We start from the raw sequence: 12,671 nt of genomic DNA, 5'->3' as shown, positions 1-12,671 counted from the left end.
TTTGGATCGCGCCGGTTTTCAAAACCGTCCGGGTCGATGAGACGCCGGCGGTTTCAAAGGACACGTCGGCGTTACTCCGCGGCTGCCATTACCGGGAGTACGTTGATAAAGGTTCGGCCGTTGGTTTTCTGCTGGAAGGCCACCTTGCCCTCAACCGTGGCGAAGATCGTATGATCCTTGCCCATGCCGACGCCCGTGCCCGGATGCCACTTCGTGCCACGCTGACGGGCGATAATGTTGCCCGGAATCACGTGCTCGCCGCCGTACTTCTTGACGCCGAGGCGGCGGCCTGCGGAATCGCGGCCGTTACGGGACGAACCACCTGCTTTTTTATGTGCCATGACGAAACTCCTCGTCCGATTTCTTCAGTTCAGGATCTCAAGGGCGCAGGCAATTACTTGCCTGCCAGCTCCTTGGCCTGCTCGACCCAGTTTTCGCGCTCGATGCGGCCCTTGAAGCTCAGGGCCTCGTCGACGCGGGCGATGTCTTCAGCCGTGAAGGCGGCGATCTGCGCATAGGTGGTGATGCCGAGCGCGTTCAGCTTGCCTTCGAGGACCGGACCGACGCCGCCGATCTTCTTCAGATCGTCCTTTTCGCCTTCGGGCGCGGTGAAGAGGACCGGAAGTTCGGCTTCGGCCGTTTCTTCCTTGGCCGCAGCCGGCTTTTCGTCCTTCTTGGCCTCGGCCTTCTTCGCCTTGGCGCCATTCGTCAGGATGTCTGTGATCTTGACGAGCGTGAAAGCCTGGCGATGGCCGTTGCGGCGGCGCGAATTCTGACGGCGACGCTTCTTGAAGACGATGATCTTGCGGTTACGTCCCTGTTCCACGACTTCGGCAACGACGGTCGCGCCTTCGACGGTCGGGGAACCGATCGTGGTGTCGGCGCCGTTGCCAACCATGAGAACTTCGTCGAAAACGACGGATTCGCCGGCTTCCGCCGGCATTTTCTCGACCTTCAGGAGGTCGTCTGCGGCAACCGTGTACTGCTTGCCGCCGGTTTTGATCACTGCGAACATGTCGCGCACGTCCTTCTTTTCGTTTTTACATTCGCCCGGCGGTTTGCCGGGCTTGCTTCGTTCGTATCCTTCGGCGCCGTCACTGCGCCGCGAATTCGCGCAGATCGGGACTTGTCGGTGCCGGGCTTGCTTTTCTGCCCGGAAACTTTCCCAATGCCTCAGCTGTCGGCCGGGAAGTCCCTTCAAACACATCGACCCGCCAAAGCGGGAACGTCTGCGCTGACGAAGGGTTGGAGAGCCTCGGATTACGACGTGGAAGGAACCGTTCCTTCGACGAAGCGCCTGGACTATACGGATTGACGAGGCAAAGTCAATCGATACGCGCCGCATATCGCGCCAATTTCGATAGAGTTTCTGCCATGATCACAGGACCCGGCCGCGATACGTCTTCATGGTCGTGGCCTGGCTTGCAGATTGCCCGGCTGCGAGCTTCCGGTAAATTGTCTGTTCGGGCGGGGCAGGGGAAGCCGCGGTTACCAGGTTGCCCACGAAGGCGCATTGCCGTTCGTCGGTAAATGAGCGTGCATTTTTCCAGGCTTTTCCACCCTTGCGGAAAACCGTTATCACCCCCCTTGTTAAGTGCAATTCGCTTGGCTATGTTCCGCGCCACCTGAGGCCAAATACAGCCCAATGCGGAGAGGTGCCGGAGTGGTCGAACGGGGCGGTCTCGAAAACCGTTGAGCGCGCAAGCGTTCCGAGGGTTCGAATCCCTCTCTCTCCGCCAGTTCCCACTTTTATATTTCAATTAGCGTCGTGTGTTCGCGAGGGTAGGGCGTCTCTATCCCTTGCATCGGGACGCGGCCCGCTGTCGACATGCAGATTTCATGCCCCCAAGCTGGCGGGTTTGGTCTGATGCCGCGCAGAGATCCGTCTGCCTGTATCGCCTGCAATTCGCCGATCGTCGGTGCAAGTTGCCGGCTTTCGATATTCGCAAGTATTTCGATGCGGCGACATTGGGCGGTTCCACGCGCTTGTGGGAAGCGGAAGTACCTAAAATCGCTCACTTTCTTCCGGGGAAACCGATTGTTAAACGGCCTCCTTTAGTCTGTCGTTGCGAATAACGCTGCCCGAAAGCGCCAAATAATGTTGCGGAGGCAAATTGTGAAAGGTCGAAAGACTGCGATGCAATGCAGTTCAAGCGTAGCTCGCCATGCGGGCTTCGTGATAATCGGCCTTGCCGTGGCGGTCGGGCTTTCGCTCATAGTTCACTATCTCATGTTCTTGGGTGAGGAAATCAATCCTTACCAGAGGGCACTTGCCGCCGCCGTTACAGTGCCGGCCGCCGTCGCGGTTCCCATGCTGGTCTATATCGGAGTCCTGCGGGAGCGCCTCAGGCGATTTAGGCACGAGCGGAACTTCGCGGCGGCGCACGATCCGTCGACGGAAGTGCTCAATGGAAACGCCTTTGCCACGCTCGTGGAGCGGCGGAGGTCGGTTTCCGTTTCAGAAGCGGGGAGGACGTTCGGCGCGTTCGTCATTATCGAGGCCGAATGCGCACGGACGATCAATCGCGACCACGGTTACGAATGGGGTGAGGAATCCATGCGGCGGGTCGCCTCGGTCATTCGGACCAGCGTTCGCCGGAGCGATATAATCGGACGGCTTAGCGATCATTCGTTCGGAATATTCCTTCCAGGCGCTGGCGAAGAACAGGCGCGCGACGTGGGCGAACGGATCCGCGAGGCGGTTGCGAATGCCCCATTCCTTGCGGAAGGGCAGGCCATTCATCTGAAGCTCGATATCGGCGGTGTCATCTTCGAAGATCAGATCGAATTGAAGAACATGATGCGGATCGTTTCCGAGCAGGTGGAGCTGGCGCGCCGCGGCGGAGAAGAGATACGCTTCGACTGTTATTCCGCCGAAAGAAAGCCGGCATCCCTTGGGTGTAGTGCCTGATCTTACAATACGCATTTGATTTCCGAAGGGGAAATCTGAAAACAGTTTGCCCAGCAGCGTGATACTTGGGTATTTCTGGTCCCGGTGAACGGGAGTGTCTTACGTGTTGCTGCCTCGAAACATTTTTCCAATAGTTCTCTGTTTGCTGTTGGCCGTTGCAGGGCAGGAGCATTCGCTGGCCGCGGGCGATCGGGCGACTGTTCGCCAGTTCGATCCGGCTTCCGGAAGGTGGGTGCTCAAGGAGCGCAGCCTGTCGTTCAAGGCTCCGTGGGAAGATCCCGATCTGAAGCCGAAGGTCGTTCCCTTCGAGGAGAAGCTTGAGGCGGGCACGATCGTCGTGGATACGGGGAAGCGTCGACTGTTCCACGTGCGGGGAGACGGTACGGCCGTCCGATACGGGATTGGCGTAGGCCGCGAGGGGTTTTCCTGGCGCGGGCGCGAGCGTGTCTCTCGCAAGGCAAAATGGCCCGATTGGCGCCCTCCGGCGGAAATGATCCGCCGGGAGGCAAGGGAGGGACGACAGTTGCCGTCCGTTATTCACGGCGGGCCGGAAAACCCCCTTGGCGCGAGAGCGCTCTATCTGGGGCAAACGCTTTACCGAATCCATGGAACCAACCAGCCATGGACGATCGGAAGGGCTGTTTCCTCCGGTTGCATAAGGATGACGAATGAAGACATTTCCGCGCTGTTCGATCAAGTGACGCTCGGGACAATGGTCATCGTGAGATGAGGTGATCTCCCAGTTTTGAAATTTTCGAAATTTCGCTTCCACCGGCTCCGCCTGCCGTCGGTGTGAGGTGTTGCAGAACTGCAACTTAGTTTCTAAATGCGGCATCGCAGCAACGGAAAACCCTGTATTCTCCGAGGTCCGTTTACTCATCTCTCTTGTTACATCGTTAAGCTTGCCATAGCGTGACGCAGTCTCGACGCCGCATCGGCGCGGGGGAATTTCAATCGACGAATTGCCGGCAGCCTTGAACGTAAATGCTGGCTCCCGGGGGGATGGAGTAGATGCCGCGTATTTCTCGTGTCTTGGCTGCAGCTCTGCTTGGTACGGTTGCGTCATTCAGCAATGATGCCAATGCGTTGTCTCTCAAGGAAGCACTGTCCGTTGCACTGGAATCCAACCCGGAGATCGGTCAGGCGATCGAGAACCGCGAGGCGATCGAGTTCGAATTGCGGCAGGCCCGCGGGCTCTACCTGCCGAGCCTTGACCTTGAAACTTCCGTTGGCGTCCGTCGTCTCGATAACCCATCGCGCCGTGCCTCGCGATTGGACGATGATCCGCTTTACCCGGCGGACGTAGGCCTTACGCTGACGCAAACGCTGTTCGACGGCGGTAACCGGCGGGCGGAACTTGACCGCCAGGCGGCGCGCGTGGATTCCGCCTCCTTTCGCGTTCTTGAGCGCTCCGAAACGATAGGTTTGCAGGTCGTTCGCGAATATCTGGAATATATTCTCCAGGTCCAGATCGTGAACGAGAACCGCGGAAACGTCGCGTTCCATCAATCGATAAACGGCGAGATCAGAACGTTGATCGAAGGGGGGGTGCTGACCGAGGCCGATCGCCAGCAGGGGATCGAGCGACTGCAGTCGGCCCAGGCGCGTCTCATAGAGACCGAGGAAGAACTGGAGGCTGCGAAAATCCGGTTCTACCGTTTGGTCGGCAAGCCGATAAAGAACCCGTCCATGCCCGCCTCGGTCGCGGGCGCGTTGCCTCAGTCGCTCAACGCCGCGATCGGTACTGCGCGCCAGAGTAATCCCCGGGTGAAAGTGGCCGTCGCAGATATCGATGCCGCGGAAGCTCTCGTCAACGCAGCCCGCTCGGACTACTTTCCGCAGATCAGCCTGGAGGCCGGCGGGTCCACTGGTTACGACGTGAACGGCGATGACGGGCGTACGAGCGACTTGCAGGCGCGTGTCGTGGCGCGCTGGAATCTTTACCGGGGAGGTATCGACAAGGCGAACGAGCAAGAGCAGGTCCGCAGGGCGAGCGAACAGCGCCTGGTGTTACACCAGGTGCATCGCGAAGTCGAAGAGGCCGTGCGCATCTCCTGGGACAGGCGCCAGCGCCAGATCGAGCTGGCACGATCGCTCAGCGCTCAGGCCGCGACGAATGCGCGGATCGTGGAAGCCTACCGCGAACAGCTTGTGGTCGGCAGGCGCTCTCTGCTTGACGTTCTTGATGCGCAGAATACGCGTGTGAATGTCAATATCCTGGCGAAGACCGCACAATTCGCGTCGCTTTTTGCCGAATATCGCCTGCTGGCGGCGACCGGAACGCTTCTGGACACCATGCAAGTCGCCGCAGCAAAGCAGTCCGATGCCTACGCTCGCGAGGAATTCGACGTGCCTCCGACCCCGCCGACGGAAACCTACAAGCGGGTGCCGTCTCATCAGGAAAATACGTTGCCGCTAGATCTGCTGGCTCCGATTCGAAGCCAGTAGGGAGCCCTCGCGGAGATAGTCTGAAAGGCGCTATTGGAACAGGTTCGGACATTCCCGGTAGAAAGCCGCTCAAACCCGGATACATTCAGGTTTGCGTTCCGGGAGATTGCGCAGTTTCTCGCGCGTCCGAGTTCCGAAACCGTCCTGTTTTCGGATACGCCTTTCGATGAGGCGCATCCATCGTTTGAAGATGTCGAGCGCCTGGCCGCGCGTATCGGCCTCGATGTGGAAGAGCACAGCCGCCGCGATCTTCTGAGCGGCTCGGCCGATTTGCCGTTGCTTGTGGTTTACGAGGACGGTACGGCGCTCGCCCTCCTGGAGGCTTTGCCCGACAATTCGATCCGTACGTCGTTATTGCCCGGCTCGGGTGAGGATGAGGGCGTTCCTCTCATCGATGTGCTTTCGAAGAAGATTCGCCTGATAGTCTCCTTCAGTGTCGTTTACCTGAACCGGTCAGAGACGGCTCAGGTCGGTGAGGGGAGCAGAATCGAGCGCCATCATTGGCTGGCGTCGACGCTTGCGCCTTTCTGGCGATCTTATTTACAGGTTGCGGTGACGGCCTTGTTCGTGAACATGCTGGCGCTCGCTACCCCGCTGTTCGTCATGAACGTCTATGACCGGGTGTTGCCGAACCAGGCAACGGCGACGCTATGGGTCCTGGCGCTCGGGGTGGCGGGCGCTATCCTGTTCGATTTTCTCCTCAAGAGCGTACGCGCGGCGTTGATCGATTATGCGGGCCGCAAGGCGGACCTCAAACTCTCCTACAATCTGTTTGAGAAAGTGCTGCACGCCACGCTTTCCTCCCGGCCGATGTCGACAGGCGAATATGCGAGCCGCGTGACGCAATACGAATTCGTTCGGGAGTTCTTCACATCGAATACGCTGAGCACGATCATCGATAGCGTGTTCGTATTCATATTCATTGGCGTGATCTACAGCGTATCGGGTTGGCTGGCGATCATCCCGGCGATTGCTTTCGTGCTTGCGCTCCTCACGGGGTTTGTCGCCCAATCGAGGATTGGCCGGCGCGTGGCGGCGGCGAATAACGAGGCTGCACAGCGGCAATCGCTCCTCGTCGAGACCATTTCGACGATCGAGACGGTAAAATCTCTGCGGGCCGAGCGCCAGTTGCTGCGCAAATGGAGCGAACTGGCCAAGAACGCGTCGCGGACCGCGGAAGGAATAAAGCAGCTTTCCGCCTGGGCGGCGAACATGACCCAGTTCTTCCAGCAGTTGGTGACAGTGGCGCTGATCGTTGCTGGCGCCTATGAATTTTCGGAAGGCAACATTTCGTCGGGCGCGATTATCGCCACCGTGATGCTTTCAGGCCGCGCCGTCGCTCCGCTGGGGCAGATCGCCCTGACGCTTTCACGCCTGCGTCAGGCGATGCTGTCGCTGCGCATCCTCGATACGATCATGAGCCAGCCCGAGGATCGGCCGCAAAGCGCCGGCTTCGTCAATCGGGAAATCCGTTCGGGCAGCGTTGCATTCAGGTCGGTGTCCTTTTCATATCCAGGGGCGGACAGCCTTGCGCTCAACGATTTCACTCTTTCCATCGAAGCAGGCGAAAAGCTCGGTATTATCGGCCGTGTAGGATCGGGAAAGACGACTGTCGGGCGGCTGATTGCCGGGCTCTATCCACCGACTGACGGCAATCTCCTGATCGACGGCGTGGACATCCGCCAATACCACCCGGCAATCGTGCGATCGGCAGTGGGGTTTTCCTCTCAGAGCGCAGATCTCTTTTCAGGCTCGGTGAAAGAAAACCTGCTCATGGCCAGGCCCGGGGCGAGCGACGAGGAAATCGTCGAGGCGGCCCGGCTGGCTGGCGTCGACGAATTCGTGGCCAGACACCCGAAGGGTTACGACATGCCCGTCGGAGAGCGGGGCAGTCAACTTTCCGGCGGGCAGAGGCAGGCGGTTGCGATCGCCCGGATCCTGCTCAGCAAGCCGCGGATCGTTTTCATGGACGAACCGTCCGGCGCGATGGATCTGGGAAGCGAACGCCAGTTGATCGGTAAGCTCAATCGGGCATTCGACGAAACGGTGACGCTGATCATCTCCACACATCGTTTCAGCATGCTGCAGCTCGTGAAACGGCTGGTGGTTATCGATCAGGGCCGCGTGATAGCTGATGGGCCCAAGGAGCAGGTGATCGCCGAACTTCAGAAAAACGCAAGGGCGAAGGAAGCGCGCGTGACGTAAAGCGCCACCGGACGCGGGATCCGCCCCGTGCGCCGGCGGTGGTTAGGAAGAGAGGAGTGGGGCGATGGATCGTCCTCCTTTATTTGCAAGGCTGGGCCTTCTCGTCATAGGTGCGCTTCTGATCGGCTTTATCGGCTGGGCATCGATAACCGAGGTGGAGGAAATCGCCCGGGGTGAAGGAAAAATCATCCCCATCTCCAAGACCCAGATCGTTCAATCGAGCGAAGCCGGAGTGGTGCAGGAAATCGCCGTCTCTCTCGGGCAGGTCGTGAGAAAGGGGGATTTGATCCTGCGGCTCGACGATACCGCGACGACGGTCTCCCTTGGCGAGTCCGCTGCGCGCGCAAGAGCTCTTCGCGCTCAGATCGCGAGATTGGAACTCGAGGCGGCAGGCCGTTTCGACGAGCCGTACGCCTGTCCTTCCGAAATCGCGGGTGTCGCGCCCGAGATCTGCGAGAACGAGGCGCGCCTCCTGAAGGCGCGTGCCGACAACATAGTGAACAAGCGGGCGGTTTTGATCGAGCGGCGGCGGCAGCGGATGCACGAACTTGACGAGGCTCGTGCGAATATCACAAGGCTGGAAGCCAATCTGGAGGTTACCCAGAAAGAGGCTAGCCTTCTGCGGCCGATGGTCGAGCGCAAGCTCGTCGCTCAAACCGAGCTTTTGCGCGTCGAAAAGGAACTCGCCGAAACGCGCGGTCAACTGCAATCGACGCAGGAGGCGGTGGGGCGGATAACGGCATCCATCAACGAGGCAAAGCTGCAGATCGAGGAATTGAGGCTGCAGGTCCAACAGGAAGCGCTGGCGGAAAAAACCGAGGCGCTGTCCGAGCTCTCGGTGGTGGAGGAGACGATGCGCGGCGCCAGCGACCGCGTCGCCAGAACGGATATCCGCTCGCCTGTCGACGGCATCATAAATACGCTCGAGGTCAATACCATAGGCGCTTATGTCGATCCGGGAGCCGTCATTGCGGGAGTGGTGCCGACTTCGGAGACGCTTCTCGTCGAAGCGCGGATCTCCCCGCGCGACGTGGCCTTCGTCAGACCCGGCCAGCCGGCGCTGATAAAGGTAACCGCCTATGACTTCTCGATCTATGGCGGGCTCGAGGGTGAGGTGCAGAACATCTCCGCCGACAGTCTGGTCGATCAGAACACGGGCGAAACCTTCTACCAGGTGCGCGTCAAGACCGATGACGCAGAACTCGTCAAGGACGGAAAGAGCTATGCGATCATCCCTGGAATGGTCGCTACGGCCGACATATTGACGGGCAAGAAGACCATCCTTGCCTACCTCATGAAGCCGATCAACAAGGCGCGAAACGAAGCGTTGAGGGAGCGCTGAAGCGGGATGCTCAAGGATGGAGGCGCCCGTCAGGAGGGATGGGAGTTCGAGCCGCGTTTTAGGGTCGTTCGGGTCGACGACGCGCGTCGGGGCATCCGGCTGGAGAGGATTTTCTGGGAAAGCCTGGAGGATTTGGCGAAATCCGAAGGCCGGTCGCTTGGAGAAGTCATAGGCACTATCGAGAAGGCCGCCGGAAGCGATGCAAATCTTTCGTCAGCCCTCAGGGTGGCTGCGGCAATGTATTTGCGCAAGGGCGTGCTGGCGGGCAGGGAACTGACCGGACTTTCAGCGGTGCGAAACCAGGTCCAGGCGTGCCCTTCGCCCTGTTTTGCGCTTTCGCAAGACAGGAAGCTGATCGCCTACAATCCGGCGTTCATGTCTCTTGTACAATCGAGGATGCTGCGGCTTTCGGAAAACACGACGGTGCAAGGGGTGCGTCTTTCCCTTGATGTTCACTTCGAAGACTTGATCGCAAAGCTCAAGCTTGTTGGTGGGGGAGCAGCTACTGTCGGTTATATCATCGCGGTTGAGCAGCAGGTCCTGCGCGGGCGCCTCAACGCGACAAGGGCGCCGCTGACCGACCACGACGCTATCATCGGCTACATCCTGCCAGGTTGAGGCACCATGGCTGATGGGCCCGGGCGGGCCACCTGATTTTCACAAGCCGGCGGCCGGGGCTTCGAAGCGGCTGTTCGCCGCAATACCTTCCCCAGGCGAAAAATCTGCAGGCGCGCTCGAAAGCGATGCGATCGTCTTTCCGCTTTGCCTGATGCCGTGGATCCAGGACCGTTCAGCACTCATCGAGTAAAGCGGCATGTAGTCACCGAGTTCGCTGTCTTTCATGACGCTGTCGTGCAGATTGTCCAGAATATAGTGACCCTGGTTGGTCGAAACGGCCAGCACGGCATGAAACAGAGACCGGCGCGTGTCCTGCAGAACGACGATCGACATGCTGTTGAGCGGTATGCCGGCGGCGCTCAATGCGGCCATCTTCAGAATTGCATAGTCTTCGCAGTCGCCTCGGCCGGCGTTCAGGGTCTCATCCGGCTTCGCCCAATGGTCGAGTTTGCGGTAGTTCAGGTTGTCCGGAACATAATGCACCGCATGATTGACTGCGACGTTGATCAAGGCGAGCTTCTGCGAGAAAGGCATGATTTTCGCGCTGTGAACCGTCTTGGCGAGATCGAGGCTCCTGTCGTTGCAATTCGCCGAGCTTGCGCAATCGACGAAGGTCGCCCGTTTGACCTGCGGAAAAACAGCCTGCCAATCCTTCTTGGACGGAAGTGATCCGAAGGGAACGGCTACCGAACCGAACACGCCCCGTCCGGCGTTGGAACTTTTCTTTGTCGTAAAGTTTTCATTCTGGCGGCGGTCGCCGAACCGCCTTGCTTCGTGCCGGGGAGAAATCGCGGCAACCCTCCAGTCGTCGTGCGTAGAGCTGATTGCAGCGACCGACGCAAATTCTTTATGGTCTGCCTCTTGCGCCAGAGCACTGCCAGGAAATACAGCAATCGACATACCGATGAGGGCCGATATAAATATTCTATAAAAATTTATCTTGATTGTATTCACCGCCGCCCCCAATATTTATTACTTGGGGTACGTTAGATCAGATAAATAAATTGGCAATTAATACATATAGAATATTTTTGATTTACATAAACGATAAAATTTTAATCAGATATAGTGTCCTGCCCTAAAGGGCGTTTTCTTAGATGATATTGATTATTATATTTCGGAACTCAAAATATATAATATAATATGCATTTTTGTTAACCAAACCAAAAAATACGCAGAGTTAGCATATAATAATATATCGAATAGGTAGACTACGTATTGCAGAAATCTTTGATCTAATGGCCTCTTCCCGAAAGGCATTATCTTTGGGGGATGTTATGGCCAACCAGGATTATTCGAACGTATCTGGTGTTGAGTTAGAAGTTTCCGCGAATGAAGCGACACTTCCCGTAAGGGATGAAGGCGACGCGGCGTTTGCGGTTGCTCAAGCGGATACGGGCGAGGAACCGGTTCCGGTCGACCCAGCTTCGGGCGAAGTTGTCGAGGCGGCGCCGGAGGCTGATGCGGAGATCATTATCCCCTCTCAAGTGTCCGCCGGCTCCGACGGTTTCGTCCGCCTTCCTCAAGGTGTTTCCATCGACGAGATCAGAGTTGACGGAGACAATCTCGTGCTTGTCCAACCGGACGGCACAACGATCACGATCCTGAATGCAGCCTTGAGAATCCCCACATTCGTTATTGACGATGTCGTCATTCCGGAGGTGGCGCTCACCGCGGCGCTGGAAGCAAATGGCATAAACGTGGCGGCCGGCCCGGACGGCGGGCTTTCGGTCGTGTCCGAACCACAAAGCAGCGGCGCTAACTTCGGTGTGGCGGCACCAGGAATCGGCGATGCAGGTCCTGTCATCGACCTCTTGCCGCCAACGGGTTTGCAGTTCGGCACACTCGATGAACCGGAACTTTTTCCGGCGGCTATCCAGGAAAACGACCTGCCCACGCTCGGCATCACTCCGCTACCGGGAATTGTCGATGAAAGCGCGCTCGATACGCAGGATGCCCAAGGGTCAGGCGGTGGCTCGTCCTCCACGACGGGAGATATCATCGTCAACCCGGGAAACGATGGCCTCGGCTCGCTGGTTGTGACGAATTCGAACGGGGATTCCGTTAACGTAACGGGTGGCGGTTCCATAGAGGGCGAATATGGCACGCTCATCGTAACGGTTGGCCCGGGCGGGCAGTATTCCTTCGAGTATGTGCTCAGCGATAACACGATCGACCATGACGGCATCGGTCTCGTCGGCGCTGACGATGTCGTCACCGACGAGTTCAATGTAATTCTGACCGATGGCAACGGAGATTCGGTCCAAAGTCCGATCACAATAACAATAACCGACGATGTTCCGACGGCCTATGCGGACACGAACAGTGTGTCTGAGGGGGCGTCGGTGTCTGGCAACGTGCTGACGGACGGGACGGATGACGTGTTTGGGGCGGACGGTCCGGCTGCGACGGTTCCTTCGGGCGGCGTGACGGGTGTTGCTTCGGGCAGCGACACGTCGAGCCCTGTGAGCGGGAACGTTGGGGTTGCGATTGCCGGGGCTTACGGGACGCTGACGCTGAACGCGGACGGGTCCTACACGTATCAGTCGACGGCGGATGCGATCAGCGGCGATGTGACGGACACCTTCGTCTACACGATCACGGACGGCGACGGGGACACGTCGACGGTGACGCTATCGATCGACGTCACGGATGTGACGCTTTCCGGTGTGAACCAGACGAAGACGGTTGACGAGGCGTCGCTTGATCTTGTCCAGGACGGGTCTGACCTTGCGCCGGGCACGGTCGAGGGGTCGAACCCGTCGGGGACGGGGGAGACGGTGACGGGGTCGCTGAACGTCGCGGGGGCGGTGAGCTACACGCTCGACAGCGGCACGGACAGCTACGGCACGCTGCAGCTGAACGCGGACGGTACCTACACCTACACGCTGACGCGCCCGTTCGACACGTCGCCTGACGCGGACAACGGCGGTCAGACGGAGACGGGCGCGGAGAGCTACGGCTACACGGCAACGGATGCCAACGGCAACACGGTGACGGGCACGATCACCATCGACATCGTCGACGATGTTCCGACGGCCTATGCGGACACGAACAGTGTGTCTGAGGGGGCGTCGGTGTCTGGCAACGTGCTGACGGACGGGACGGATGACGTGTTTGGGGCGGACGGTCCGGCTGCGACGGTTC

General features: G+C 58.8%; 10 protein-coding genes and 1 tRNA gene. 8 read left to right on the top strand and 3 right to left on the bottom strand.

What is annotated here, in order from left to right; genetic code table 11:
* Window positions 1-71: 71 nt before the first annotated feature.
* Both rpmA and HPQ64_RS01800 read right to left on the bottom strand, forming a co-directional pair.
* Window positions 72-341, bottom strand: a complete 270-nt coding sequence (rpmA, locus tag HPQ64_RS01805) for a 50S ribosomal protein L27 (RefSeq protein ID WP_172886685.1) — start codon at window positions 339-341, stop codon at window positions 72-74.
* Window positions 342-394: 53 nt separating this feature from the next.
* Entirely contained in the window at window positions 395-1,015 is a 621-nt protein-coding gene (locus HPQ64_RS01800) for a 50S ribosomal protein L21 (RefSeq protein ID WP_172886684.1), read from the bottom strand.
* A 634-nt stretch (window positions 1,016-1,649) separates the two neighbouring features.
* On the opposite strand from HPQ64_RS01800, the gene HPQ64_RS01795 reads away from it, so the two are divergent.
* The 7 genes from HPQ64_RS01795 to HPQ64_RS01765 all read left to right on the top strand — a co-directional run bounded on the left by HPQ64_RS01795 (window position 1,650) and on the right by HPQ64_RS01765 (window position 9,524).
* A tRNA-Ser gene (locus HPQ64_RS01795) sits at window positions 1,650-1,739 on the top strand.
* 398 nt (window positions 1,740-2,137) lie between these two features.
* Complete coding sequence (locus HPQ64_RS01790) at window positions 2,138-2,911, top strand: GGDEF domain-containing protein (RefSeq protein WP_172886683.1); 774 nt, start codon at window positions 2,138-2,140, stop codon at window positions 2,909-2,911.
* Between the two features lie 148 nt (window positions 2,912-3,059).
* A complete protein-coding gene (locus HPQ64_RS01785) occupies window positions 3,060-3,641 on the top strand; it encodes a L,D-transpeptidase (protein ID WP_343035889.1) in 582 nt (193 codons plus the stop codon).
* Window positions 3,642-3,922: 281 nt separating this feature from the next.
* Complete coding sequence (locus HPQ64_RS01780) at window positions 3,923-5,359, top strand: TolC family outer membrane protein (RefSeq protein WP_172886681.1); 1,437 nt, start codon at window positions 3,923-3,925, stop codon at window positions 5,357-5,359.
* A 33-nt stretch (window positions 5,360-5,392) separates the two neighbouring features.
* Window positions 5,393-7,564 (top strand): type I secretion system permease/ATPase, encoded by a 2,172-nt coding sequence (locus HPQ64_RS01775; RefSeq protein WP_172886680.1) that lies wholly within the window; start codon window positions 5,393-5,395, stop codon window positions 7,562-7,564.
* Between the two features lie 64 nt (window positions 7,565-7,628).
* Window positions 7,629-8,906, top strand: coding sequence for an HlyD family type I secretion periplasmic adaptor subunit (locus tag HPQ64_RS01770; protein WP_172886679.1), 1,278 nt, complete (start codon window positions 7,629-7,631; stop codon window positions 8,904-8,906).
* A gap of 6 nt (window positions 8,907-8,912) precedes the next feature.
* Window positions 8,913-9,524, top strand: a complete 612-nt coding sequence (locus HPQ64_RS01765; RefSeq protein WP_172886678.1) for a ribbon-helix-helix domain-containing protein — start codon at window positions 8,913-8,915, stop codon at window positions 9,522-9,524.
* A 39-nt stretch (window positions 9,525-9,563) separates the two neighbouring features.
* Here HPQ64_RS01765 and HPQ64_RS01760 read toward each other — a convergent pair whose 3' ends face one another.
* Complete coding sequence (locus HPQ64_RS01760) at window positions 9,564-10,490, bottom strand: transglutaminase-like cysteine peptidase (protein WP_246270247.1); 927 nt, start codon at window positions 10,488-10,490, stop codon at window positions 9,564-9,566.
* Window positions 10,491-10,801: 311 nt separating this feature from the next.
* Here HPQ64_RS01760 and HPQ64_RS01755 point away from each other — a divergent pair.
* Window positions 10,802-12,671: beta strand repeat-containing protein (locus tag HPQ64_RS01755; protein ID WP_172886677.1), on the top strand; the 1,870-nt coding region annotated here is incomplete at its 3' end.

It is taken from the genome of Hongsoonwoonella zoysiae, from assembly GCF_013266695.1.
In the GTDB taxonomy this organism is placed as follows: domain Bacteria; phylum Pseudomonadota; class Alphaproteobacteria; order Rhizobiales; family Stappiaceae; genus Hongsoonwoonella; species Hongsoonwoonella zoysiae.
The sequence above is the reverse complement of the archived record's forward strand: the minus strand, read 5'-3'. Positions and strand labels throughout refer to the sequence as shown.